Source organism: Ferrimonas lipolytica, from assembly GCF_012295575.1.
GTDB lineage: Bacteria > Pseudomonadota > Gammaproteobacteria > Enterobacterales > Shewanellaceae > Ferrimonas > Ferrimonas lipolytica.
The window spans coordinates 331,747-354,874 of record NZ_CP051180.1 but is presented as its reverse complement, the minus strand read 5'-3'; the positions used below and the strand labels follow the sequence as shown (position 1 = coordinate 354,874).

Sequence of the window (23,128 nt, the reverse complement as noted above, 5' to 3'; positions counted from 1 at the left end):
TGTCAGATTGATAATTAACTCATTTGCCATTCATTGATTAATTATCTAGTTTGCTGCCCCTGATTAGCACAGCAAAATGCCTTTGTACTGTTGCTGTTGCTGTTGCTGTTGCTGTTGCTGTTGCTGTTGCTGTTGCTGATCAGCATTGAAGCGTGCCTCACACAAACAAACGCCACCTATTTAGGTGGCGTCGAGACAAATAGATATAACGTCCATATGCGTTAATCGAGATCGACGGTAACACCCTCGAGATAGCCTGAGCCGGTATTACCGGATTGCTTCAACTTAATCATCAAGCGCAGATCGTTGGGAGAGTCCGCGTAGTGCAAGGCGTCAGCATAGCTGATCTGATCGCTGTCATAGAGATCAAACAAGGCCTGATCGAAGGTTTGCATCCCCTGCTCACGGCTATTGGTCATGGTCTCTTTCAATAGATGCAGGTCGCCCTTGGCAATAATGTCCGATACTCGCGGTGTATTAAGCAGTACCTCAATGGCAACACGACGACCACTGCCATCCCGCTTTGGCACCAACTGCTGCGCCATTACTGCTTTCAGATTCAATGACAGGTCAAATAATAGCTGCTGATGCTTCTCTTTCGGCACAAGGTGATTGATGCGATCGAGTGCTTGGTTGGCGTTGTTAGCATGCAAGGTTGCCATACAGAGGTGGCCTGTTTCCGCAAAGGCTAAGGCGAACTCCATCGTCTCTTGGCTGCGAATTTCACCAATTAAGATAACGTCAGGCGCCTGTCGCAATGAGCTTTGCAGTGCCGCTTCAAAGGTTTCAGTATCTAGCCCAACCTCGCGCTGAGTGACGATACTTTGTTCATGGGTATGAACAAATTCAATCGGATCCTCAATGGTAAGGATGTGACCACGTTGGTTGCGGTTGCGATGGCCAACCATCGCCGCCAGCGAGGTTGATTTACCGGTGCCGGTAGCGCCAACCATAATCACCAGACCACGCTTGGACATACAAACCTCTTTCATTACCTCGGGCAGATATAGCTCTTCCATTGAGGGAATGCGGGTCTGAATCGAACGCAGCACCATGCCTGGGTTGTCACGCTGCCAGAACGCCGACACTCGGAAACGCGCTTCCTCATTAACACCGGAGTAACCAAAGTTGGCCTCACGGTGCTGATGAAAATGGGCTTTAACGTCGTCGTTCATCAAGCTTTCGACCATGGCTATCACTTGCTCCAGCGATAACTTTTCATTGTCGAGCTTAACCATCTCACCATCGATCTTGGCACTGGCAGGAAAGCCTACGGTAATAAACAGATCCGAGGCCTTGCGGTCGAGCATGGTTTGCAATAGTGGTTGAATATCCATAACAACTCCTAGAAGGAAGCCTGTTTACCGGCTTTACTCATTGCATCTTGGCGCGAGATAAGGCCACGATTTACCAAGGTTTGCAGGCTTTGCTCCAAGGTTTGCATGCCGTGGGCCATGCCGGTTTGAATAGCGGAATACATCTGCGCCACCTTATCCTCACGAATTAGGTTTCGGATCGCTGGGGTGCCCAACATGATCTCATGTGCCGCCACTCGACCACCGCCCACCTTTTTACATAGAGTTTGCGAGATCACTGCCTGCAACGACTCTGAAAGCATGGTACGGACCATATCCTTCTCGCCAGCGGGGAAAACATCAACCACACGGTCGATGGTTTTCGCGGCGGATGTGGTGTGCAAAGTACCGAAAACGAGGTGGCCAGTCTCAGCGGCGGTCAGTGCTAAGCGGATGGTTTCCAGATCGCGCATCTCCCCCACTAGAATAATGTCTGGATCTTCACGCAAGGCACTCCGCAGTGCGTTGGAGAAACTGTGGGTGTCTTTATGCACTTCCCGCTGATTAACCAAACAGTTTTTCGACTGGTGTACAAATTCGATAGGGTCTTCAATGGTGAGGATATGGTCGTGACGCTGATCGTTAATGTAATCGATCATTGCCGCCAAAGTGGTCGATTTACCTGAGCCAGTCGGTCCGGTAACTAACACTAACCCACGCGGGAATTCAGCAATATCACGAAATATATCCGGCGCGCCTAACGTCTCGAGGTTCAACACTTCACTAGGAATGGTACGGAATACCGCACCGGCACCGCGGCTCTGGTTAAAAGCGTTGACACGAAAACGTGCTAGTCCAGGAACTTCAAAGGAAAAATCGATCTCTAAATGTTCTTCGTAATCTTTGCGCTGCTTATCATTCATAATATCGTAGATAAGCCCGTGAACTTCTTTATGGTCCAGCGAAGGCAGATTGATTTTACGAACTTCACCATCAACCCGAATAAGCGGCGGAACACCAGCAGAAAGGTGCAGATCCGAGGCGTTGTGCTTTACACTAAACGCTAGTAATTCAGTAATTTCCATATCAATTCCAAGGCTATCCTCATTATCACTATGGCAACCTTAGCAGAGCGGCTAGTTGAAGCCCATAACAGAATCAACAACGCAGCGGCAATCGCCAATCGCAGCCCTGAAGAGATCACATTGTTGGCGGTAAGTAAGACCAAACCAGCCAGTATGATTGTTGAAGCCTACGACGCAGGCTGCCGCCACTTTGGGGAGAACTACCTGCAGGAAGGGGTTGAAAAAATCGCCGAGCTAAGCCAGCTCGACGATATAGTTTGGCACTTTATCGGCCCGTTACAATCCAATAAAACTCGACCAGTCGCGGAACACTTTGATTGGATGCATACCCTTGACCGCAGCAAGATTGCCCAGCGACTCAACGATCAGCGCCCCACAGGTAAACCACCGCTGAACGTATGTTTACAGGTAAATATCAGTAACGAGGCAAGTAAATCTGGCGTTAGCGTGGCAAAATTACCACAATTGGCCGTTGCCGTAGCTGCAATGCCCAACCTACGTTTACGCGGGTTAATGGCCATCCCTGCTGCCAGCAACGACCCAGCGCAACAACGCTTGGCTTTTGCGCAGATGAAACAGCTACTGCAACAACTACAACAGACTCATCCACAACTTGATACCTTATCGATGGGGATGAGCACAGATATGGATGCAGCTATATTAGAAGGCAGCACCATGGTGCGGATCGGCACCGCTATATTTGGAACAAGGAATTAACTTGGATAACCGTCATATCGCCTTTATTGGTGCTGGCAACATGAGTCGTAGCATCATTAGTGGACTGGTGAAAAGCGGCTATGATGCCTCTGCAATCAGCGCCATTAACCCAAGTCAGCCAAAGCTCGATGCACTGCAAGCCGAGTTTGGCATCAATATTGGCAACGACAATATTGAAGCTTGCCGTCAAGCTGACGTCATCGTCTTGGCGGTTAAACCGCAATTGATGGCCGAGGTTTGTGGCCCTATCGCCAGCTTAGATCTCAGCAATAAGCTGATAATATCTATTGCCGCGGGGGTGAGTTGTAACAGCTTGACTGAATACCTGCAGCAACCGATTGCGCTGGTACGCACCATGCCAAATACGCCTTCTATGCTAGGTCTTGGCCTTACTGGCCTTTACGCCCCCGACAACGTAACGAGTAGCGATCGCGCCTTCGCCGGCAAACTAATGGCCGCCGTGGGTGAGATTGTCTGGTCGCAGCAAGAGAGTGGCATCAACCAGGTGATCGCCTGCGCTGGTAGCTCTCCTGCCTATTTCTTTCTGTTTATGGAAGCGATGGAGCAAGCAGCAGCCGGTCTTGGCGTCGCCCCAGATGATGCTCGCTTGATGATCCAACAAGCAGCAGTTGGTGCAGCACAGATGGTAAAACAGAATCCGCAGTTATCCTTAGCAGAGTTGCGAGCCCAAGTTACCTCAAAAGGCGGCACCACCGCCGAAGCGATCAACACCTTTGAACAACACAATCTGCGTTCTACGGTTGATGCAGCGATGAACGCTGCCGTTAATCGTGCCGAGCAGATGGCTAACCAGTTTTAATATTTAGGGAAACACTATGAACGCCATGATCTTTTTGGTCTCCACCCTGTTTAAGCTCTACCTGATGGTGGTGTTACTCCGCTTTTGGCTGCAAAGCGCTCGGGCTGACTTTTACAACCCATTCAGCCAGTTTGTGGTTAAAGCAACCCAACCTATCCTAAAACCGATGCGCCGCATCTTACCGTCAATGGGCAAGATTGATACCTCATCACTGGTGCTGGCGCTAATCATCAGCTACCTGTTTTGGACCGCATTGGTAGTACTGCAAGCGCAGCCATTTGATCCACTGTTAACCCTGTACCTCAGTGGATTAACCGTGATTAAAGAGTTTGGTACCTTGGTGTTTTGGATTCTGTTACTGCGCGCCATCTTAAGCTGGGTATCTCAAGGAGCAAGTCCAGTTGAGCGGGTAATGCATCAGCTGACCGAACCGTTCCTCGCGCCAATTCGTCGTATGTTGCCTGACATGGGCGGTTTAGATCTGTCGGTATTGGTGGTGTTCTTGGGGCTCAACTTCATCAATATCTTACTGGGTGACTTCGTACCACTGTGGCGCATTGCGTGAAGAAAGCAGTACAACAGCTCAACAGCGACTTGCTGTTGAGCCTATATATTCAGCCCAAGGCCAGCCGCGATGCAGTGGTTGGCCTGCACGGCGACGAAGTTAAGGTTGCCATCACTGCTCCACCGGTTGATGGCAAAGCCAATAGCCACTTAATCAAGTACCTATCCAAGCAGTTCAAAGTGCCCAAGAGCCAGGTCCAAATTGAGAAGGGCGAACAGGGTCGACACAAACAGGTACGAATTGTCGAACCTCGCCAGCTCCCAGAGCAAATTGCAGCGCTGCTCTAGCGGTAAGTTAACACTGTTAAGTTGCGACCTTTACAGCCAATAGCTAGGCTTAAACCTGCCCCATAGAGCTGGCTAGATAGCCAAGGAGCCAAAGAATAATGTTTAAATCATTACTGTTACTGATTGCCTCAGTTTGCTTAAGCTTTACTGCAGCCGCCGAGCAAAAAATGCAGGTTGGCAAGTACGCAATCCACTACGTCACCTTTGGCAGTACCTTTCTGACCCCAGAAATCGCCAAAAGCTACGGGGTCAAACGCAGCCGTTATACCGGTTTGGTCAACATCAGCGTGCTTGATACTAGCCAGCAAGGTGAAGTCAGCGCAGCGGTAGCGGCCAATATCAGTGGCCAAGCTCGTGACCTAACCGGCATTACCAAAAATCTCGACTTTAGAGAGATCCGTGAAGGTGAAGCCATCTACTACATTGCTGAGCTCGATTATCGTAACGAAGAGACCTACCACTTCGATATCGATGTCAGCCACGACAATGACCTCACGACCAAGCTGAAGTTTAAGCAGAAGTTCTACGTCGATTAACAGTCTAATCGCTCCAGTTTGGCTTTTGATAAGCCAGCTTAATAAGGGAAACGGATGACCCTAACTCAAGCTTTTGCTATTACCATCACGGCGTTGCTTTTAGTGGCGACGGCGGCGCAGTCCCAAGCCAATAACTCATTCGAGCTATTCTTAGTACGCCACGCCGAAACCAACAAACAATCGCCAGATGATAGCGACCCGCCGCTGCATCGCTGCGGCGTTATTCGCGCCAACAACCTCCAACAGGCAATGGCCTCAGCCCAGATTAACGCGGTCTATAGTAGCGATTATCAGCGCACTCAAGCCACTGCAGCGCCAACAGCCAATAGTTTGGGATTAACGATTCAAAGTTATGACCCTCGCCAATTAGCGCAGTTTGCACAAGTATTACTATCGTTACGGCAAAACGCTTTAGTCGTCGGCCACTCCAATACCACCCCTGCTCTCGCTAGACTCCTCACTACAGAAGCGGTAGCACCAATAGGCGAGGATCAGTTTAATCAGCTCTATAAAGTTACCGTCAGCGGCGCTAGCATCCAGTTGGAACAGTTGCAGCAACAACAACTGCATTGCCAGGACCTCGTTTCCCCATCACTATAAACCTCAATATGCGGTAAACTCTCGCCAATCGTTTCTCGCTATAGAGCTTTCCATGCAAAAAATCGTTTTGGCTACTGGTAATGCCGGTAAAGTAAAAGAGTTCGCCGGTTTACTGAGCGACTATCCGTTTGAAGTATTGCCTCAGTCGCAATTCAATGTTGGTGATGTTGCTGAAGACGGCACCACCTTTATCGAGAATGCCATCATCAAGGCGCGCCACGCCGCTCGCATTACCGGTTTAGCTGCCATTGCTGACGATTCAGGTATCGAAGTCGATGCCCTTAATGGCCAACCTGGGATCTTCAGCGCTCGTTACGGTGGCGAACACGGCAATGCCGAAGCGAACCTGCAAAAGCTGTTAACTAACATGCAAGGCGAAACCAACCGCAGTGCCCGTTTTCAATGTGTCTTGGTATACCTGCGCCACGGCGAAGACCCATCCCCAATCGTGGCTCAAGCCAGCTGGGAAGGTGAGATCGCTCAGGCAAAATCCGGCGCCGGCGGTCACGGCTATGACCCAATCTTTACCGTTGCCGGCGACACCCGCAGTGCTGCCGAACTATCCGATGACGAAAAGAATGCCGTAAGCCATCGCGGCAAAGCACTGCAACTGTTATTAGCAGGCCTAAAAGAGAAAGGTATTCTGTGAGTTTGTTGCCACCACTATCGCTCTACATCCATATTCCATGGTGTGAGCAAAAATGCCCTTACTGTGACTTTAACTCCCACGCTCGTAAGGGCGTTATTCCAGAGCAAGCATATATCGATGCCCTACTGGCGGATTTGGCTGCGGATCTGCCGTTGGCTGGTGAACGTCAGCTGACAAGCATCTTTATTGGTGGTGGCACCCCTTCACTAATCTCACCGGCTGGGATCAAGGAGATCCTGACCGGTGCGCAAGCCTTGTTACCGTGGAGTGATAATTGCGAAGTCACAATGGAAGCCAACCCTGGCACCCTAGAGGCGGATCGATTTAAACCTTACCGCGACGCTGGAGTGAACCGCCTTTCAGTTGGGGTGCAGAGCTTTCAACAGGATAAGTTACAAATTCTTGGCCGTATTCACGGAGCCGATGAAGCTCGCCGAGCGGCTACCGAAGCACGCAAAGCTGGGTTTGAACGCTTTAACCTGGATTTGATGCACACGCTACCCAATCAAAGTGTCGACGATGCCTTGTTCGATTTAGCACAAGCAATCGAATTAGCACCACCGCATCTCAGTTGGTATCAGCTCACTATCGAGCCCAACACTCAGTTCGCGTCGAAGCCACCACAACTACCAGATGAAGATACTCAATGGGCTATTTTCGAACAGGGTAAAGCGATGCTCGAAGCAGCCGGTTATCGTCAATATGAGATCTCGGCTTGGGCTAAGCCAGGTTATCAATGCGAGCACAACCTCAACTATTGGCGCTTTGGTGACTACCTTGGTATCGGCTGTGGTGCTCACGGCAAATTAACTCAAGCCGATGGCAGCATCATCCGCACTGTTAAGGTTCGCCACCCGAAAGGCTACTTAGAGCCGACCCGCTCCCCAATGGACCAGCAAACAACGGTAGCGAAAGAGGACCAAGCACTCGAGTACTATATGAATCGACTGCGCTTATTAGAGCCAATGCCACTATCAGAGTTAAGCCAGCGAACTCAGCTATGCGCTCGGGATGTTGCGCCGACCATCGACTGGGCACGCCAGCGTAAGTTGATTCATATCGATGCAGAGCAGATGCAACTGACCGAGTTAGGTCACCGCTACCTCAATGAATTACTGGGGCAATTCCTACCGGAATAACTGCTTTTTCAACAATGTGTAACATTTTCGTTAATGGTTTCGCTGCATAGTTCAATCCACTCCATGTAACAATGTCGACGACAATATTTTTGCATGGAGTGCATAATGAAAAAGCTTAGCGTCGCTATCGCCTTAGCGCTTAGCTCGGCCAGCCTAGCCGGTTTCGCCAGCGATACCCTCTCCCCAACGGCTTCCCAAATAGCCGCGAATACTGCAGTTAATAATGCAGTTATCCAAACCGAATCAGAGCGAGCAGACCAACTGTTCGAGCAGATCTTTATGGAAAACGTTATGGCCTCGCCAGTTTTCCAAAGCTATTTGGGTATTAAGAAAGATCAGGATAAATGGGACGATCTGAGCCTCGAAGCAGATGACAAAAAGTTACAGCGCACCAAAAAACACCTAGAACTGCTGCTGCAACTGGATGAAACCAAGCTAGAGGGGCAAACACGCATTAGCTACCAGCTAATGAAACAGAGCCTAGAGCACACGATTGAAGACGATAAGTGGCGTTACTACAACTACCCTGTAACACAGATGTATGGCTACCAGTCAGGGACGCCATCGTTTCTTATCAACCAACATGCTATCGGTAATGTCACCGACGCTAATGCTTACATCAGCCGTTTGAAAGGGATAAAACAACGGTTTGAGCAGGGCATCACCCAGCTGAAAAAGCGTGAATCCTTGGGTATCATGGCACCGAAATTCACCTTCGCCTATGCCATCAGCGACAGCAACAATGTTATCAGTGGTGCCCCATTTGACGCGGGTGAGGACAGTCCACTGTGGGCCGACTTTAAAACCAAAGTCGGTAATCTTGAGATAGATCCAGCGACAAAAGCACAACTATTGGCCGAAGCAGAGCAAGCCCTTAAGAGCCAAGTAAAAAGCGGTTATCAGCAGCTTATCACCTTCTTAGAGGGGCAAGCCGAGCGCGCTGATACCAAAGACGGTGCTTGGAAGCTTCCTAAAGGTGACGAGTATTATCAGGTTAAACTGCAGCGCACTACCACCACTAACCTGAACGCTCAACAGATCCACCAACTGGGCTTGGATGAGGTCGCACGCATTCACGACGAGATGCGCGCCATCATGAAAAAAGTGGGCTTCGACGGTAGCTTGCAGCAATTTTTTGAGTTTATGCGCACCGACAAACAGTTCTACTTAGACTCTGACCAAGAAGGCCGCGACCAATACCTAAGCGAGGCAACGGCAATAATTGAGGATATGGAGTCGCGTTTAGACGAAAGCTTTAACATCAAACCTAAGGCTCGCCTTACGGTCAAACGAGTTGAGCCGTTCCGCGAAGTCTCTGCTGGTAAAGCCTTCTATCAACAGCCTGCGCCAGATGGAAGTCGCCCCGGGATTTACTACGCCAACCTGTATGACATGGCAGACATGCCGACCTACCAGATGGAAGCACTGGCGTTCCACGAAGGGATCCCTGGTCACCACATGCAAATTGCCATTGCGCAAGAGCTGCCAGAGCTGCCTAAGTTCCGCCGCTTTGGGAGCTACACTGCTTACATTGAGGGATGGGGTCTGTACTCAGAGTATCTGCCAAAAGAGATGGGCTACTACCAAGATCCGTACAGCGATTTTGGCCGACTTGCGATGGAGTTATGGCGCGCCTGTCGTTTGGTGGTAGATACCGGCATTCATGCTAACAAGTGGAGCCGCGAGCAGGCTATCGATTACTTGGCAACCAACACTCCGAACGCTCAAGGTGATGTGGTTAAAGCTATTGAACGTTATATCGTGATGCCAAGCCAAGCCACTGCCTACAAAATTGGTATGAATAAAATCTTAAACCTACGGCAGTTAGCCAAACAACAGCTCGGCGACAAGTTTACTTTGCCTGATTTCCACGATGCCATCCTAGCTAACGGCCCTGTGCCGTTGGATATAATGGAACAACAGGTCAATCAATACGTGCAAACACGATTATAATCCTAGCGGAGCTAGGCACTCATAAGTGCCTAGCTAAACCCTAAATCGCCCCAAAAGAAAACGGCTGTGTACCAACTGAGTGTTATTCTTTCCAATGCTGTTAAAGCACCGGCTAGAGGAGTTTTGATACTAGGGGAAAGCACTACCGCTGTTGATCTTCTGCCCCATTGGCGCAGTCCAGCGAAGCGTTTTGGACTGATACCTAAGGCAAGGGCGGATTCCAAACGGAGCGAAGCTCCCCCTAATGCATTCAAGAATGTGCCGCCGCAACCGCGACATAACTCTTAAGAGTACTGCAATCGGTAGAGCCAAAGGTTTGATGTAAACCTCAACACTTAACTGTGACACAGCCAAGAAAAAGGGAGACCAGATGGTCTCCCTTGATTTTATTATTATTGATGCAGGCTTATTTATTATTGTTACCGCGGCCTGTCGCTTAGTTACTTCTTCCGCATTGTAGGGTACGGAGTGAGCAATCTTTTTAAAAAATACCCCAGCAAAGCGCTGGGGCAGTAGTCCAGATGATGGATAATGTTATCCACGCAAACAATTAATCGATCAGCTATTGCCTGCTATCAAACACGGCTGGGAACAACAGCTTTCGAAGGGGTCAATTCCAATTGCCCTGTTCCCGTTTGATGTAGCCATTCTAGCCAACCCAATTTATCTGACAAGTCTTTGATTTTTAAAAAGTAACAAGCGAGCAACAATCACCGATAAATGCCGAATCCGGCTCAAATGGAATTTTCCTTTTTGATCAGTGTGATAAGCAGCATTGGATACACTAGTGAAACGGCGTTGTCTTGTTAGCAGAACAATGATTTCCCCTAACTGACGTCAACAGCGCTATTTATAGCGATTCAGCGCCAAAATGGGTGCGAACAAAATCGACAAAAGCACGTACTTTTGGTGGCAAATGTTGGCGACGAGGATAAACCGCCTGCAAGTTCAACTTATGATCTAAATTCCATTCTGGTAACAATTTAACCAACTCGCCGTTTTTCAATGCGTCTTCAATCAAGTAGGTGGCTAGATAAACCACACCCATACCACGCACGGCGGCATCTTTCAGCGCAGGAGCATCGTCAACACGGTAATTACCGGTAACCCGAATAGTGCAGTTTTCCGTGCCTTGGCTAAATTCCCAGTTGGCGTGTTCGTACCACTCACTTTTATATACCAAACAGTTATGTTGGCTTAGTTGTTCTGGGTGATAAGGAACACCGTGCTTAGCGAGGTAATCTGGTGAAGCAACCAACACAAAATCACAAGCCATGATTGGGCGGGCAACCATTCCAAGCGGCAGTTGCTCAGACATGGTTAACAGAAGATCTAACCCTTCAGCGACAACATCGACTTTATGGTCAAGAAAACTTACTTCCAATTCAAGTTCAGGGTGCTCTTCCATGAACTTAGGCATTAACGGCATCAGGTGCAGTGCACCAAACGCTTGAGTTATCCCAACTCTTAATACGCCTCGAATCTCTTTCTGCAGATCTTGAACGCCGGCGATGGCTTGGTCGAGATCTTTTAGGAGCACTTCACTATGTCCGTAAAGTAATTCACCACTTTCAGTTAGGCTTAGTGAACGGGTTGTCCGCTGCACTAACTGCACCCCTAAACGTTGTTCAAGCATGCTTATCTGGCTGCTTACTTTGGATTTCGAAATACCCAACTTTCGAGCAGCGGCTGAGAAACCTTGTGCTCTCACTACGTGGGTAAAAATTACAATTGGCTCCAACAACTCGCGCATAACACTCCCCTCAATGTCTGAGTCTATTGTGACCTTGCAACCCCTAAAAAGAAAAGCGGTGATATTGATATCACCGCTTTTTTTTAAGGTTTTTCAGAAAATCAGCGTAAAAATGCCAATTTGTTCTGCTCTGCAGTCACGAGGTTATATTGTTGCAGTTGCGGTACTAAATCGCGTACTCGTTGCTCTTGCAAGTCTAAGCGTTGCCACTGTTCGCATAGACGTTGCCCCTGAGCTTCCATTTTGGTCGAACTTTGCTCGACCCGTTGCTCAATCCGCTCGCCCATCTGCTCCATTGACTGGCCAAAATCAGTCATTCGCTGCTCAAAACTCCCCTCGCCATCGCTCATCGCTTTGCCCATACTCATAAACAATTGCCCTATCCCTTCAGTGGCAATCTTTTCCACATGGGTTTCTATTACCGCTTCCATCTCCGTTGTGGCACTTTCCAGCGACTGACTGGCAAGATGGTAGCTACCATGATCGGCAGATATAGCAGTATCGAGCTGTTGTTGCAGTGCCATCATTAACTGCTCTGGGGTGTTGCTGTCGATATTCAGCTCGGTGTAGATCTCAGCCAACACCTCGGTCGCCATGATAATAGCTTCTGTGGCTAAGGCGACAATATCACTGGATCCCTGTAATAGTTGTTGTTGAAAACGTTCCAACTGCAATCGCTGTTCATCAGTTAAGGTGATGGTTTGCTCACCGACTCGCAAAACGGTGCCATCAAATTCATACAAGGTTTGTTGTTGTTCAATTACCTGCAAGCGCTCAGAACTCACGTTAACGTCGTAGTTCAGATTGACCTCGCATTGGTTATCACCAAACTCCAACTCAGTCGCCATCGCCATGGTAGGTAAGAGCAGTACACATGCCAGCAAACGCTTAAACATAATCAATATCCTTGTGGTCATCATTAGTCGGTTGCAACCTCAAACGGTTCAATTACATTAATAATAAGCCAGATTTGTGCCAACAGGTAAGATACTGAATTTATTGCATTAAAAATCACTTTCGATAGGTACCAGTAGTAAACCAGACCACATATTGGTCGTTTGACTTAAGCAGCAACTGAGCTGCGATGGCAATTACCAACATAGATTTTTTCAGGTTTGCCCATTTAAACTGGCTTCAATTTAAAGTATTCACTTACCAATTAGACTTGGATCTGTGGTGGCATTCGATGTTGGTCTAAGTTACTTATCTAGTGAAGGTAGCTTAAATAGCGACAACAACGAACGGTTAACCTCGCTAAACACGGCGATTCTCTGCCTAACTAAAAGAGCCAAAGGGGATTAACCTTTGGCTCTTTTTTACGATAGCAACAACTCAAACGGTTAAAAGATAGAACGTCCTAGGCGCTTACCAAGCATCTCTAGCATCGCGATACCAGCAAGCGAATTGCCGTTTTCATCTAACTCTGGTGCCCAAACACAAACGCTCATCTCACCAGGAACCACCGCAATAATGCCACCGCCTACGCCACTTTTACCTGGCATACCAACACGGTAAGCAAACTCGCCAGCACCATCGTAAAGACCTGATGTGGCCAGCAAAGCGTTAACCTGACGGTTTTGTTTCTCCGGCAGCACTCGCTTGCCATCTAAACCGACACCTTTATTACTCAAAAAGTAAAAAGCACGGGCAAGATCGGCGCAGCTCATACGAACAGCACAATGGGTGAAATAGGTCTGCAGCACCTGATCAACGTCATTGTGAAAGTTACCAAATGACTTCATCAAGTAAGCGATAGCTGCGTTACGTGCCATATGTTGATACTCCGACTGCGCAACCGCTTTATCGGAAAATATCTGGGAATTACCAGACAGTTCACGCACCAACTCTAGCATCCGATGTTTAGGTGTACTCAAACGACTTTGCAGCAGATCAGAGATAACCAAGGCGCCGGCATTAATGAACGGGTTCCGGGGAACACCGCATTCATGCTCAAGCTGAACAAGGGAATTAAAGGCGTTGCCAGAAGGCTCTTTACCAACACGGCTCCACACCTCGGCTTCACCGTAGAGTGTCATTGCCTGCACTAACGAAAACACCTTCGAGATACTCTGAATCGAGAACTGCTCTTGGAAATCTCCAGCACCAACAACGCCACCGTCTGAACTACATACGGCAATCCCGAGCTTGCGGCCATCCACTTTGCTCAGCTCGGGAATATAATTGGCGACTTTACCCTGCCCTAACAGTGGTGTGGCATCCGCCACCACCTCTTCTAGCAGGCTAACATCAGGCACTTAGCCCCACCAAATATCGTAAAGTTCGGTAACCTTTACGTCTGCAACGGGCTTGTCTTTAAAGAAGGTTACGATAGAGTCGCGGTGGGCATCGGTACACTTACCGATGTCGCGAGTACAAACCATTCCTTCCCACGCGCGGTGACCGCTACCAGAGAAACCCAACTGCTGCGGTTCAATAACTTCATCGATAAGCTGCTCAACCACTTGGTCTATCTGCGCTTCAGTCGCATCAGCGTTGAAGGTCCAAAACAGGTCAAAACCAAGTTCTTGGAACTCACCGGTACGCAGTTTCTTACGAATACGTAGATTACGTTTTGCGTTTTGCTTAATCGCCATGAAGTTTCCTTAGTTTACTTTCTTGTAGATCAGATCCCATACACCATGACCTAAGCGCTGGCCACGAGCCTCAAACTTAGTCAATGGGCGGAAATCAGGACGCGGAACGAAGTTGCCTTCGGTGGCAGTGTTCTCGAAACCAGGGGCTTCGTTCATCTCTTCCACCATGTGTTCGGAGTAGTGCTCCCAATCGGTAGCCATATGGAACCAGCCACCGGTTTTGAGTTTGCTACGGATGGCAGCAATAAACTCTTCTTTTACAATACGACGCTTGTGATGGCGCTTTTTGTGCCACGGATCTGGGAAGTACAGCTGCACACGGTCGAGGCTTTCGTCAGCGATACAATCAGCCAAAACTTCAACCGCATCATGCTCAAATACCTTCAGGTTGGTAACACCCAGCTCCTCTGCGTACAGCAGGCAAGCGCCAACACCAGGGCCGTGCACTTCGATACCAATGAAGTTCTTTTCGGGTTCTGCCTTGGCCATCTCTACCAAAGATTTTCCCATACCAAAACCGATCTCCAATACCACTGGGGCGCAGCGGCCAAAGGCGGCATCGATATCCATTTTGCCATCAACATGGTTTAGCCCCATAGTTGGCCAGTATTGTTCCATCGCACGAGCCTGACCTTTGGTCATTCGGCCTTCGCGCTTCACGAAAGAGCGGATTTTCCGCATACGCAGGTCTTCATTCGACTCTGGCGCTTTTTGATCATCAGTCATCAGTTCTTCTCGCTTGAGGCATCGGACGCTACACTGTCGCCCACAAAAACGCGTGATTGTATTTTAGGTTGCCCATCGATGGAAGTGAACCCGACAAGCTTTGCCCAACAGATCTTAACTTGGTACCACCAACATGGACGTAAGTCATTGCCGTGGCAGCATAATCGCACTCCATATCGAGTGTGGTTATCTGAAATAATGTTGCAGCAAACTCAAGTAACTACGGTGATCCCGTACTTTGAGCGCTTTATCGAACGCTTTCCGACGTTAATTGATCTCGCCAACGCCGATCAAGACGACGTACTCCACCTGTGGACGGGCTTGGGCTATTACGCTCGCGGCCGCAACTTACATAAGTGTGCCCAGCATATTCGAGATCACCATCACGGTGAGTTTCCCACCGATATCGACACGGTTATGTCGTTGCCGGGGATTGGTCGCTCAACCGCTGGGGCGATCCTGAGCTTAGCTCTAAATCAACCACATGCGATTTTAGATGGTAACGTAAAACGGGTGTTAGCGCGCCATCATACTATCGAAGGTTGGTATGGCGTTAAGGCAGTAGAAAGTAAACTGTGGCAGGTGGCTATTGCTAACAGTCCAACCGAGCAGATCCAACCCTACAACCAAGCGATGATGGATATGGGGGCGATGATCTGCACTCGCTCTAAACCAAAGTGCGATCTGTGCCCCGTTGCCACTAGTTGTCAGGCCAAATTAACCAACCGCATCGCCGAATTTCCAGGAAAAAAGCCTAAGAAAGAGAAACCGGCAAAGCGCGGTATTTTGTTGATTCAGATCCACAACAATCAGGTTTATTTACAGAAACGACCGCCAGCGGGGATCTGGGGAGGGTTGTGGTGTTTTCCGCAGTTTGATGATGAGCAGCAGTTGCAACGACATCTTCAGACGCTAGCGCTGCATGCAGAGCCTGAACCGCTAACAGCTTTCCGTCATACTTTTAGCCACTATCACCTCGATATTGAACCGATAATCGTCGTACTAGCACAAAAGCCTGATATGGTCGCTGAACAACAGGCGGATTGGTTTGCATTAACCGAGCAGCACAGCATCGGTTTAGCCGCCGCCACTGAGAAACTGCTGGCTCAGCTTTAACGGCTAGAGCGATATGCTTAGCTGTCATCTCGATGGTTCCAAGGGCCATCGCCCTTAGGCAGGGTTAAGCAGTCGTTGTCGCGATATACTGCTCAACAATGATAAGCCTTCCAACTCCATCACAATGGTAATCTGGAAGTGGTGGCCGGGAATACCCTCGTGATAAGCCAAGGTGCGCATACTGTATTTCGGTGCTTTCGGGGAGGATGTCGCGGTGGCGACGGCACATTCTTGCATGCATTAGGGGGGGGGGAGCTTCGCCCCCTTTGGAATCCCCCTTTGCCTTAGGTCGCCGTCCAAAACGCTTCGCTAGACCGCTCCAATGCGGCAGAAGAGCAACGGCAGTAGTGCTTTATCCTTGTATCAACACTCGCCTAGTCGGTGCTTTAACAGCATTGGCAAGAACAACGCTTAGTTGTTACATAGCCTTAAAAATATCCTCACTACAACCCTCTCTGCTAAATATGCAACACCAAATCAATCACTAGTGCATCAACTTATGAGGAGGTAGGTAACAGTGCAATCATGCCTGTGGGCAGAAATTGGCAACGAATGTTACCAGTATTAAATTTTACTGAGCTTACGGTGCAGCTATCGCCACCATCTGGTATAAAAGCAGAGACTAATTTTGAGGACACAGCATCATGGCTCGTACCGTTTTTTGCCAATATCTAAACAAAGAGGCCGCTGGTCTGGACTTTCAACTCTACCCAGGCGAGTTAGGTAAGCGGATCTTCGACAACATCAGCCAAGAAGCTTGGGGCTTATGGCAGAAGAAACAGACCATGCTAATCAACGAGCATAAGCTGAATATGATGAATACTGAGCATCGCCAGATGCTTGAGGAGAAGATGCAAGCCTTCTTATTTGAAGGAGCAGAGATCGAGATTGAAGGTTACAAGCCACCAGAAGCTTGATCAGGTTGTTCATCAAAAAACACGAGTTAGGCTAGCCCTACTCGTGTTTTTTTTGTTTTTGGGGATGAATAGGTAAGCCTAACGTTACTTAACAAATAATTTCACCAATTGCTTACGCATAAACGGTAGCAGCGTGAAGTGCAGTAATGTAACGAGCGGAAACGCGATAGCAAAGCTGCGCATCCAGCGCTTTAGCAGAGCGGCGTCGATCCCAGTGTTTATGGTTGTTACAGCTAACGTCATGCACATCACAATCACCATATGGCAAGTGATGTCGACAAATAGCTTTTGTTTACGAGTCATACAAAAGTAGATCCAAAAGTTAGGCGCTAATTATATCCTAATTATTCGAACTGGAATTGTGACAAATATCGCCTCAAAAATAGGATTACTTCTCTAAATAGTGAAATTTCCTTTCTAAATAGTCTTACACTCAATCAGTAACAACCCCTTAACGTTACTTCACATGGCGGCAACTTGTTTTATATTCAGCCTAATTAACTTAGTTGCATTGAAATTAGTATTAGAAAAAATTCATTGTAGCTCCCGATGAATAAATCCCATTCGAACGGCACTAATTAATTTCCATGACCATAATCAAAGTTTCATATGTATTAAACTGGTAGCGTTCAAATTATGATCAACTATTGGTTGTATTATGTTCAAGGATGATAACGGCATGGAACGAATCATTCAGGAGTTCGTTCCCGGTAAACAGGTAACCCTAGCCCACTTAATTGCTAACCCAACGACAGAGTTGTGTGAGCGTATCGGTGTTGAAACCCAAGGCGCTATCGGAATACTAACCTTAACCCCCGGTGAAACCGCAATTATTGCCGGCGACGTTGCAACCAAAGCAGCTAGCGTACATATCGGTTTTTTAGATCGCTTTAGCGGTGCCCTCGTCATTACCGGTTCCGTTTCTGCAGTGGAAGAATCATTGCATTCCGTATTAGTCGCATTAGGCAAGCAGATGAATTTTTGCTGTTGTGCCATGACTAAAAATTAGTATTTCGATGACGATGGATGCACTGAAAAATATAGTTTTCATCGGTGAGGTAGATGCTGGCAAATCGGCTCTTTTGGATAAATTAAGTGAGCAGCAAATACATATTGGTAAAACTCAATCAGCTCAATATTACGCCGGGAAATTAGTCGATACGCCGGGCGAATTTGTTGATAACAGGTCGTGGTTTGGGCCCTTATTATCCACAATTTGCAACGTTAAAACGGTGCTTTGTTTGCAGCCAGCCAATGCTACTCGCTTTGCACCAATGACAGGACTGCTAACGGTTTATAGCAATAAAAACATCGTTGGTGTTATCAGCAAAATCGACACCGACGACGCCGATATTGACAGAGCGAAACGGTTGATGCGAGCGGGGCAAATCCCCGAGCCCTATCTCGAGGTTTCTATCCATCAACCGGAGACGATTGACCTTCTGTATCGCTATTTACTGGCACTGCAGTCTGACTAAGTACGGTCACCGCCCAAGGACGGTCATTATGAAAAAACTGATTACGGCAATTGATATACGCCGAGCAGCAGCAGACAACGTTAGTCATATTGATGTGCCTGCTTCAGGTTTTATTATCACCCCCGAAGCCCAAGATTTGGCGCATCAGGCTGGCATCTCCATCGCCCCTCAATCAACGCCTCTATCCAAGGTAAGTGCCGAAGATCCAGTGGCCACCATTAAAGCCGCGATTGAAGCCAAAATCGGCACCGTCAATGACGGTAAAAGTGCTCATATTCAACAATTGATTCAACAAGCATTGGCTGACTTCAACCTGCAAGCGCCAGAGTCGCCTCGGCAAATCAACGACGACGGTATCATGCTGGTTCGCGGCCAAGCGGTCACCTTAGGTTCTTTTGATGGCGCTCCAGGTAAAAACGTCGGTTTAACTGATGTCATTACCGCTGACGACGGCAGCAATATGGGCGTTGGCTATATGGGCTGGGAGAATGCATTTTTCCCTTGGACACTTTGCTATGACGAAGTAAATGTAGTGTTGGAGGGGGAGCTCCACGTTAAAACCGCTAGCGGTACAACCATCGCCAAACCCAGCGATGTGATCTTTATTCCCAAAGGCAGCACGGTCGAGTTTGGAACCCCAACAAGAGTGCGTTACGTCTACATCACCTACCCTGCGGATTGGGGGTAACAATGGCACGACGGGTCGAACCTCCTTACCTAACCGAGCATGAACTGCGCCAGCAGTTTGGTTTGCGTCAAGGTGGCGAGATAACCCTAATGGCAGGTACCCGCTTCACCCCAGCAGCGAAACAACTACTGCAAGAGCGGCAGATAGAGATCCGCTGGCAAGATCAACAAGGGCGCTGCTTTACCAGCGCAGATGCGGCCCCAAGTGAGCAAGTACACCCACTCAAACGTAATAATCAGCGCCCGCAAAACCAATGTGCACTGTGCCAGCAAGATGTCGCTCACAAAAGCGCGCTCATGACCCATCTTAACGACCAGCTGTTAGTCGCTAAAACCCATCCTCGTATTACCCTGCGCGGTAAGCTCGATAGCTGCATCAGCTATACCGCGCTAGTGCAGTGCCACATGCAGCAATTACCTCCTCGTTTGCAAAGTTTTATGGCCGATATTCGCTCTTACCTAGGCCAGCTGATGCAAGCAGAGGTACAGGGGTTACTGCCACCACCGCCCACCCTTGGTGAATTTAGTGCTACTACTGTTCATCGTTGGTCGCATCAACCACTGCAATACCTCGGTCATGACCATTTACTGCCCGATAGACGCTATGGCGAAGTAGTCGCCGAGCTGAACTGGTTGCGCAGCATGGTGCGAGAGCTCGAACTGAGCGCAAGCCATACCTATCTCGACAACAATTGGCAGGTTTCGGCGCAGGGTGAAGCTCTCATTGCTGGCTTAAACCGACTATCCAGTGCCGTCTATGTGGTCGCCATCTTGACGTGGCAGTGCCAAAACGGCCAGCAACAGCAGCTGGAGGCGTTAACCGATGCGCCTTCTTGAGCTCGCCCGCAAGCGGTGCCGCCAAGCACCTAAACGCATCGTCTTCGCCGACGCCAATGATGCGCGCCTGCTGCATGCAGCCAATGATCTAAAACAGGCTGGCCTTGCTGAGCCTATCTTAGTAGGCAATCCATTTGAGCTTAGAGATCAGTCCCATCGCTGCGGAATCGCCATCCCAAGCCTAACCGTACTAAGCCCGCAAACTGCTGGCTGCTTTACTGAAATGGTTAGCCAGTATTGCGCTAAACAGCGCCAACCGATAAGTCCTGAAGAGGCAGTACAGCGGCTCCAGCAGCCATTGAACTTTGCCATGATGATGGTCAGCCAGGGCTATGCCGATATCTGCATCGCTGGCAATCTTTCCACTACCGGAGATGTGCTACGCGCCGCCATTCGTGCTATTGGCGTGGCTCCGCAATCCAAAACCGTATCCAGTTTCTTCCTAATGTTGTCTCCCGACGGTGAACAGGTGTTTGCCTTTGCTGATGCCGGAGTAGTACCAGTTCCAACCGAAAGCCAACTGGCTGATATCGCCATCGCTACCGCCCGAAACTTTGCCAAAGCAACCGGCCAACAACCGCGGGTGGCAATGTTGTCATTTTCGACCAAAGGCAGTGCCCATCACAGCGAAGTGGCCAAGGTGATAGCAGCAACCGAGCTGGTTCGGCAACGCCAACCCGAATTGATTGTTGATGGTGAAGTGCAATTTGATGCGGCTCTCATCCCCGCAGTCGCAGCCCAAAAAATGCCAGGAAGCCCATTAGCCGAAGGGGCAAATGTGTTTATTTTCCCTTCACTCAACGCCGGCAACATTGCCTACAAGGTGGCACAACGTTTAGGCGGTTTTATCGCTCTTGGTCCAATGCTGCAGGGCCTCAATGGTGCAGTACATGATCTATCCCGAGGTTGTAGCGCAGATGACATTATCGATATCTCTGTGCTGGCCTCAATCCTGTCTGATTAGAAATACAAGGAATCATTATGGAAGCGTTAGGAATCATCGAAACCAAGGGGCTAACCACCCTTATCGAAGCCTCTGATGCCATGGTCAAAGCGGCCCGTGTGCAGCTTGTTGGCTACAAACAAATTGGCGCGGGGTTAGTAACCGCAATGGTTCGTGGCGACGTTGCTGCGTGCAAAGCGGCTACCGATGCCGGTGCCGCTGCGGCACAACGTTTAGGTGAAGTAGTTGCGGTTCATGTTATCCCCCGCCCTCATGGCGACCTCGAAGATATTTTCCCCATCAATTTTGCGCCAGAAGCAGACGCTAAAACCACTGCGAAAAGCCGCAGCACTAAATAACTGACAGCAAGGTAAACATCATGGATGCATTAGGAATTTTAGAAACCAAAGGGTTAACCGCCTTAATTGAGGCGTCTGACGCCATGGTCAAAGCAGCCCGCGTTGAAGTCGTTGGCTATCAACAGATCGGCTCAGGCCTAGTTACCGTCTTGGTTCGGGGTGATGTGGCTTCATGCAAAGCTGCCACAGACGCTGGTGCAGTCGCCGCCAAGCGACTTGGTGAACTGGTTGCCGTACACGTGATCCCACGGCCACATGCCGATCTTGAAAAGATCTTCCCAATCACTGCTAAGCCTTAGCCCATACAGACAAGGTAACGGTTGGAGAGCAGCTGATGAGAATCGCACGGGTAATCGGCCACGTCGTGGCTACGGTTCGCAGCCCACATATGCAAATGGACAAACTGTGCCTAGTGGAGTTGGTGAACAAGCAAGGGCAAAGCAATGACGATACCTACATCGCTATGGATCAACTCGGCGCAGGCGTTGGTGAATGGGTAATGGTGGTGGCGGGCAGCTCTGCTCGCCGTGCCTACGGCCAAGGTCAACCGCAAGACAATTCTCCTGTGGATCTATGCATCGTAGGGATTATCGACGAGGTCAATGTGGCTGGAGAGCAGTGTTACCTAAAGTAACCTCCGAGCACATTGGGCAAACAAGGAACGGATTATGGATCAACAACAGCTGGAAGAGATTGTCCGCCGCGTAGTGATGCAATTGGGGGAAATGCCAACCGACAACATCTGTGGCGGTGGCGATTATGGCGTTTATGCCCAGTTGAATGATGCTGTTGCTGCAGCTTTCAGGGCTCAAAAACAGATCCGCACAGTGGCACTGCGTGACAAGATCATCATGGCAATTCGCCGAATGGCAAAAAAACAAGCTGAGTTATTGTCGACCATGGCGGTGGAAGAGACCGGATTTGGTCGGGTCGAAGATAAGATTAAAAAGCACATTTTGGTCGCCGAGCGCACTCCCGGTACTGAGATATTGGTTCCGGCTGCACTCTCTGGCGATGGCGGTATGAGCCTGATAGAAAATGCCCCTTGGGGAGTTATTGCGTCAGTTACCCCAAGCACCAACCCAAGCTGCACCATCATCAATAATGCCATCAGCATGATTGCCGCAGGCAACGCCGTTGTCTTTGCTCCCCACCCGGCGGCGAAAAAAGTTTCCCAACATACGATTCGCCTAATTAATCAGGTATCTCAAGCCGTTGGTGGTCCTGCCGATTTATGCACTACGGTGGCAGATCCAAGCCTCGACAATGCCCGTGCCCTATTCACCTTCCCTGGGATCCGCTTGCTAGTGGTCACTGGTGGCGATGCCGTGGTTGATGCCGCCCGCAGCATTACCGACAAACGGCTAATTGCTGCGGGTCCTGGCAACCCTCCGGTAGTGGTGGATGAAACTGCAGATATTGAACGTGCCGCCGTCTCGATAGTTCAAGGCGCTTCGTTCGACAACAATATTGTCTGCGTAACCGAAAAAGAGATCATTGCTGTCGATAGCATCGCTGACTCGCTTAAACAAGCGATGTGTCGCAATGGTGCCCACCTGCTGAGCGGCGACCAAGCTGAAGCGATAGCCAAAGTAGTCCTTAAGGGATACCCAGAAGGCACCCCAACAGCCAATCCCAAATGGGTGGGACGAGATGCCGCCAAGATTGCTGCCGCAGCGGGGATTGATGTTCCTGATTGCACGCGCTTATTGATTTTCGAAGCCGACAAATCTCATGTGTTTGCCCTAACTGAACAGATGATGCCAATTCTGCCGCTGATCAGAGCTAAAGATGTAGCTGAAGCGATAGATTGGGCGGTTGAGCTAGAGCACAGCAATCGCCACACCGCCGCTATTCACTCAAAAAACATCGATGCCCTAACCGACATGGCTTACCGGATGGATTGCAGTTTATTAGCCAAAAACGGACCGTCCATTGCCGCACTTGGCGCTGGGGGTGAAGGGTGGAGTTCAATGACTATCTCAACGCCAACTGGAGAAGGGGTAACCAACGCCTTAACATTCACGCGCAAACGCCGCTGTGCCGTCGTCAACTCATTCAGGATTGTTTGA

General features: G+C 49.2%; 28 protein-coding genes and 1 pseudogene. 20 read left to right on the top strand and 9 right to left on the bottom strand.

Features of this window, described 5'->3' with window-relative positions:
- Nucleotides 1-221: 221 nt before the first annotated feature.
- Together HER31_RS01710 and HER31_RS01705 are read right to left on the bottom strand one after the other, a co-directional pair.
- Nucleotides 222-1,337 carry a PilT/PilU family type 4a pilus ATPase gene (locus HER31_RS01710; RefSeq protein WP_168658987.1) on the bottom strand — a complete coding sequence of 372 codons (1,116 nt, stop codon included), beginning with the start codon at nucleotides 1,335-1,337 and terminating at the stop codon, nucleotides 222-224.
- Nucleotides 1,338-1,345: 8 nt separating this feature from the next.
- Nucleotides 1,346-2,380 carry a type IV pilus twitching motility protein PilT gene (locus HER31_RS01705; protein WP_168658986.1) on the bottom strand — a complete coding sequence of 345 codons (1,035 nt, stop codon included), beginning with the start codon at nucleotides 2,378-2,380 and terminating at the stop codon, nucleotides 1,346-1,348.
- Between the two features lie 30 nt (nucleotides 2,381-2,410).
- Here HER31_RS01705 and HER31_RS01700 point away from each other — a divergent pair, with 30 nt between their 5' ends.
- The 9 genes from HER31_RS01700 to HER31_RS01660 all read left to right on the top strand — a co-directional run bounded on the left by HER31_RS01700 (nucleotide 2,411) and on the right by HER31_RS01660 (nucleotide 9,646).
- Complete coding sequence (locus tag HER31_RS01700; RefSeq protein WP_168658985.1) at nucleotides 2,411-3,097, top strand: YggS family pyridoxal phosphate-dependent enzyme; 687 nt, start codon at nucleotides 2,411-2,413, stop codon at nucleotides 3,095-3,097.
- 1 nt (nucleotide 3,098) lies between these two features.
- Entirely contained in the window at nucleotides 3,099-3,917 is an 819-nt protein-coding gene (proC, locus tag HER31_RS01695) for a pyrroline-5-carboxylate reductase (protein WP_168658984.1), read from the top strand.
- Nucleotides 3,918-3,933: 16 nt separating this feature from the next.
- Nucleotides 3,934-4,482 (top strand): YggT family protein, encoded by a 549-nt coding sequence (locus HER31_RS01690; RefSeq protein WP_168658983.1) that lies wholly within the window; start codon nucleotides 3,934-3,936, stop codon nucleotides 4,480-4,482.
- Nucleotides 4,479-4,769 carry a DUF167 family protein YggU gene (yggU, locus tag HER31_RS01685; protein WP_168658982.1) on the top strand — a complete coding sequence of 97 codons (291 nt, stop codon included), beginning with the start codon at nucleotides 4,479-4,481 and terminating at the stop codon, nucleotides 4,767-4,769. Before HER31_RS01690 ends, yggU begins: the two co-directional genes overlap by 4 nt.
- A 98-nt stretch (nucleotides 4,770-4,867) precedes the next feature.
- Complete coding sequence (locus HER31_RS01680; protein ID WP_168658981.1) at nucleotides 4,868-5,305, top strand: DUF4426 domain-containing protein; 438 nt, start codon at nucleotides 4,868-4,870, stop codon at nucleotides 5,303-5,305.
- Nucleotides 5,306-5,359: 54 nt separating this feature from the next.
- On the top strand, nucleotides 5,360-5,905 hold the full coding sequence (locus HER31_RS01675) for a SixA phosphatase family protein (protein WP_168658980.1): 546 nt from the start codon (nucleotides 5,360-5,362) through the stop codon (nucleotides 5,903-5,905).
- 52 nt (nucleotides 5,906-5,957) lie between these two features.
- A complete protein-coding gene (rdgB, locus tag HER31_RS01670; protein ID WP_168658979.1) occupies nucleotides 5,958-6,554 on the top strand; it encodes an RdgB/HAM1 family non-canonical purine NTP pyrophosphatase in 597 nt (198 codons plus the stop codon).
- The gene (gene hemW, locus HER31_RS01665) at nucleotides 6,551-7,693 is read left to right on the top strand and encodes a radical SAM family heme chaperone HemW (protein ID WP_168658978.1); all 1,143 of its coding nucleotides are present in this window, start codon (nucleotides 6,551-6,553) and stop codon (nucleotides 7,691-7,693) included. Before rdgB ends, hemW begins: the two co-directional genes overlap by 4 nt.
- Before the next feature lie 105 nt (nucleotides 7,694-7,798).
- Nucleotides 7,799-9,646, top strand: coding sequence for a DUF885 domain-containing protein (locus HER31_RS01660; RefSeq protein WP_168658977.1), 1,848 nt, complete (start codon nucleotides 7,799-7,801; stop codon nucleotides 9,644-9,646).
- An 850-nt stretch (nucleotides 9,647-10,496) separates the two neighbouring features.
- On the opposite strand, the gene HER31_RS01655 is transcribed toward HER31_RS01660, so the two are convergent.
- From HER31_RS01655 to trmB, 5 genes are all read right to left on the bottom strand, one after another.
- Complete coding sequence (locus HER31_RS01655) at nucleotides 10,497-11,399, bottom strand: LysR family transcriptional regulator (RefSeq protein WP_168658976.1); 903 nt, start codon at nucleotides 11,397-11,399, stop codon at nucleotides 10,497-10,499.
- Nucleotides 11,400-11,500: 101 nt separating this feature from the next.
- Nucleotides 11,501-12,295 (bottom strand): DUF2884 family protein, encoded by a 795-nt coding sequence (locus HER31_RS01650; protein WP_168658975.1) that lies wholly within the window; start codon nucleotides 12,293-12,295, stop codon nucleotides 11,501-11,503.
- A 444-nt stretch (nucleotides 12,296-12,739) separates the two neighbouring features.
- Complete coding sequence (gene glsB / locus HER31_RS01645) at nucleotides 12,740-13,654, bottom strand: glutaminase B (RefSeq protein WP_168658974.1); 915 nt, start codon at nucleotides 13,652-13,654, stop codon at nucleotides 12,740-12,742.
- Nucleotides 13,655-13,993 carry a 50S ribosome-binding protein YggL gene (locus tag HER31_RS01640; RefSeq protein ID WP_168658973.1) on the bottom strand — a complete coding sequence of 113 codons (339 nt, stop codon included), beginning with the start codon at nucleotides 13,991-13,993 and terminating at the stop codon, nucleotides 13,655-13,657.
- A gap of 9 nt (nucleotides 13,994-14,002) precedes the next feature.
- The gene (gene trmB / locus HER31_RS01635; RefSeq protein WP_168658972.1) at nucleotides 14,003-14,719 is read right to left on the bottom strand and encodes a tRNA (guanosine(46)-N7)-methyltransferase TrmB; all 717 of its coding nucleotides are present in this window, start codon (nucleotides 14,717-14,719) and stop codon (nucleotides 14,003-14,005) included.
- Nucleotides 14,720-14,797: 78 nt separating this feature from the next.
- Here trmB and mutY point away from each other — a divergent pair, with 78 nt between their 5' ends.
- On the top strand, nucleotides 14,798-15,835 hold the full coding sequence (gene mutY, locus HER31_RS01630; RefSeq protein WP_168658971.1) for an A/G-specific adenine glycosylase: 1,038 nt from the start codon (nucleotides 14,798-14,800) through the stop codon (nucleotides 15,833-15,835).
- Between the two features lie 81 nt (nucleotides 15,836-15,916).
- On the opposite strand, the pseudogene HER31_RS18950 reads toward mutY, so the two are convergent.
- Nucleotides 15,917-16,072: pseudogene (locus tag HER31_RS18950) on the bottom strand (DUF885 family protein); the annotation flags it as partial.
- 407 nt (nucleotides 16,073-16,479) lie between these two features.
- Between HER31_RS18950 and HER31_RS01620 the strand changes: the two are divergent.
- Nucleotides 16,480-16,752 carry an oxidative damage protection protein gene (locus HER31_RS01620; protein WP_168658970.1) on the top strand — a complete coding sequence of 91 codons (273 nt, stop codon included), beginning with the start codon at nucleotides 16,480-16,482 and terminating at the stop codon, nucleotides 16,750-16,752.
- 84 nt (nucleotides 16,753-16,836) lie between these two features.
- Here the strand turns inward: HER31_RS01620 and HER31_RS01615 are convergent, their stop codons facing one another.
- Entirely contained in the window at nucleotides 16,837-17,055 is a 219-nt protein-coding gene (locus HER31_RS01615; RefSeq protein WP_168658969.1) for a DUF2798 domain-containing protein, read from the bottom strand.
- A 376-nt stretch (nucleotides 17,056-17,431) separates the two neighbouring features.
- On the opposite strand from HER31_RS01615, the gene eutS reads away from it, so the two are divergent.
- The 9 genes from eutS to HER31_RS01570 are packed head-to-tail and all read left to right on the top strand — an operon-like array spanning nucleotide 17,432 to nucleotide 23,128.
- Nucleotides 17,432-17,761 carry an ethanolamine utilization microcompartment protein EutS gene (eutS, locus tag HER31_RS01610; protein WP_238786878.1) on the top strand — a complete coding sequence of 110 codons (330 nt, stop codon included), beginning with the start codon at nucleotides 17,432-17,434 and terminating at the stop codon, nucleotides 17,759-17,761.
- Nucleotides 17,762-17,768: 7 nt separating this feature from the next.
- Nucleotides 17,769-18,230, top strand: a complete 462-nt coding sequence (locus HER31_RS01605) for a EutP/PduV family microcompartment system protein (RefSeq protein WP_168658967.1) — start codon at nucleotides 17,769-17,771, stop codon at nucleotides 18,228-18,230.
- Nucleotides 18,231-18,258: 28 nt separating this feature from the next.
- Nucleotides 18,259-18,918: an ethanolamine utilization acetate kinase EutQ gene (gene eutQ, locus HER31_RS01600; protein WP_168658966.1), complete on the top strand. Its 660-nt coding sequence runs from the start codon at nucleotides 18,259-18,261 to the stop codon at nucleotides 18,916-18,918.
- Between the two features lie 2 nt (nucleotides 18,919-18,920).
- Nucleotides 18,921-19,754, top strand: coding sequence for an ethanolamine utilization cob(I)yrinic acid a,c-diamide adenosyltransferase EutT (gene eutT, locus HER31_RS01595; RefSeq protein ID WP_168658965.1), 834 nt, complete (start codon nucleotides 18,921-18,923; stop codon nucleotides 19,752-19,754).
- Nucleotides 19,741-20,718: a phosphate acetyltransferase gene (locus HER31_RS01590; RefSeq protein WP_168658964.1), complete on the top strand. Its 978-nt coding sequence runs from the start codon at nucleotides 19,741-19,743 to the stop codon at nucleotides 20,716-20,718. The genes eutT and HER31_RS01590 overlap by 14 nt, the downstream gene beginning before the upstream one ends.
- A gap of 17 nt (nucleotides 20,719-20,735) precedes the next feature.
- Nucleotides 20,736-21,056 carry an ethanolamine utilization microcompartment protein EutM gene (gene eutM / locus HER31_RS01585; RefSeq protein ID WP_168658963.1) on the top strand — a complete coding sequence of 107 codons (321 nt, stop codon included), beginning with the start codon at nucleotides 20,736-20,738 and terminating at the stop codon, nucleotides 21,054-21,056.
- 20 nt (nucleotides 21,057-21,076) lie between these two features.
- A complete protein-coding gene (gene eutM, locus HER31_RS01580; RefSeq protein ID WP_168658962.1) occupies nucleotides 21,077-21,355 on the top strand; it encodes an ethanolamine utilization microcompartment protein EutM in 279 nt (92 codons plus the stop codon).
- 35 nt (nucleotides 21,356-21,390) lie between these two features.
- Nucleotides 21,391-21,690 carry a EutN/CcmL family microcompartment protein gene (locus tag HER31_RS01575; RefSeq protein WP_168658961.1) on the top strand — a complete coding sequence of 100 codons (300 nt, stop codon included), beginning with the start codon at nucleotides 21,391-21,393 and terminating at the stop codon, nucleotides 21,688-21,690.
- A gap of 34 nt (nucleotides 21,691-21,724) precedes the next feature.
- Nucleotides 21,725-23,128, top strand: a complete 1,404-nt coding sequence (locus HER31_RS01570) for an aldehyde dehydrogenase family protein (RefSeq protein ID WP_168658960.1) — start codon at nucleotides 21,725-21,727, stop codon at nucleotides 23,126-23,128.

Excerpts from the sequence above, each read along its gene's own strand:
- HER31_RS01605 (WP_168658967.1), top strand. The coding sequence starts at position 17,769 with ATGACGATGGATGCACTGAAAAATATAGTTTTCATCGGTGAGGTAGAT.
- eutT (WP_168658965.1), top strand. The coding sequence starts at position 18,921 with ATGGCACGACGGGTCGAACCTCCTTACCTAACCGAGCATGAACTGCGC.
- eutQ (WP_168658966.1), top strand. The coding sequence starts at position 18,259 with ATGAAAAAACTGATTACGGCAATTGATATACGCCGAGCAGCAGCAGAC.
- HER31_RS01690 (WP_168658983.1), top strand. The coding sequence starts at position 3,934 with ATGAACGCCATGATCTTTTTGGTCTCCACCCTGTTTAAGCTCTACCTG.
- HER31_RS01680 (WP_168658981.1), top strand. The coding sequence starts at position 4,868 with ATGTTTAAATCATTACTGTTACTGATTGCCTCAGTTTGCTTAAGCTTT.
- HER31_RS01570 (WP_168658960.1), top strand. The coding sequence starts at position 21,725 with ATGGATCAACAACAGCTGGAAGAGATTGTCCGCCGCGTAGTGATGCAA.
- HER31_RS01660 (WP_168658977.1), top strand. The coding sequence starts at position 7,799 with ATGAAAAAGCTTAGCGTCGCTATCGCCTTAGCGCTTAGCTCGGCCAGC.
- eutS (WP_238786878.1), top strand. The coding sequence starts at position 17,432 with ATGGAACGAATCATTCAGGAGTTCGTTCCCGGTAAACAGGTAACCCTA.
- HER31_RS01655 (WP_168658976.1), bottom strand. The coding sequence starts at position 11,399 with ATGCGCGAGTTGTTGGAGCCAATTGTAATTTTTACCCACGTAGTGAGA.
- HER31_RS01710 (WP_168658987.1), bottom strand. The coding sequence starts at position 1,337 with ATGGATATTCAACCACTATTGCAAACCATGCTCGACCGCAAGGCCTCG.
- HER31_RS01620 (WP_168658970.1), top strand. The coding sequence starts at position 16,480 with ATGGCTCGTACCGTTTTTTGCCAATATCTAAACAAAGAGGCCGCTGGT.
- trmB (WP_168658972.1), bottom strand. The coding sequence starts at position 14,719 with ATGACTGATGATCAAAAAGCGCCAGAGTCGAATGAAGACCTGCGTATG.
- HER31_RS01650 (WP_168658975.1), bottom strand. The coding sequence starts at position 12,295 with ATGTTTAAGCGTTTGCTGGCATGTGTACTGCTCTTACCTACCATGGCG.
- HER31_RS01590 (WP_168658964.1), top strand. The coding sequence starts at position 19,741 with ATGCGCCTTCTTGAGCTCGCCCGCAAGCGGTGCCGCCAAGCACCTAAA.
- mutY (WP_168658971.1), top strand. The coding sequence starts at position 14,798 with ATGGAAGTGAACCCGACAAGCTTTGCCCAACAGATCTTAACTTGGTAC.
- eutM (WP_168658962.1), top strand. The coding sequence starts at position 21,077 with ATGGATGCATTAGGAATTTTAGAAACCAAAGGGTTAACCGCCTTAATT.
- HER31_RS01575 (WP_168658961.1), top strand. The coding sequence starts at position 21,391 with ATGAGAATCGCACGGGTAATCGGCCACGTCGTGGCTACGGTTCGCAGC.
- HER31_RS01675 (WP_168658980.1), top strand. The coding sequence starts at position 5,360 with ATGACCCTAACTCAAGCTTTTGCTATTACCATCACGGCGTTGCTTTTA.
- HER31_RS01705 (WP_168658986.1), bottom strand. The coding sequence starts at position 2,380 with ATGGAAATTACTGAATTACTAGCGTTTAGTGTAAAGCACAACGCCTCG.
- HER31_RS01700 (WP_168658985.1), top strand. The coding sequence starts at position 2,411 with ATGGCAACCTTAGCAGAGCGGCTAGTTGAAGCCCATAACAGAATCAAC.
- rdgB (WP_168658979.1), top strand. The coding sequence starts at position 5,958 with ATGCAAAAAATCGTTTTGGCTACTGGTAATGCCGGTAAAGTAAAAGAG.
- HER31_RS01615 (WP_168658969.1), bottom strand. The coding sequence starts at position 17,055 with ATGACTCGTAAACAAAAGCTATTTGTCGACATCACTTGCCATATGGTG.
- eutM (WP_168658963.1), top strand. The coding sequence starts at position 20,736 with ATGGAAGCGTTAGGAATCATCGAAACCAAGGGGCTAACCACCCTTATC.
- HER31_RS01640 (WP_168658973.1), bottom strand. The coding sequence starts at position 13,993 with ATGGCGATTAAGCAAAACGCAAAACGTAATCTACGTATTCGTAAGAAA.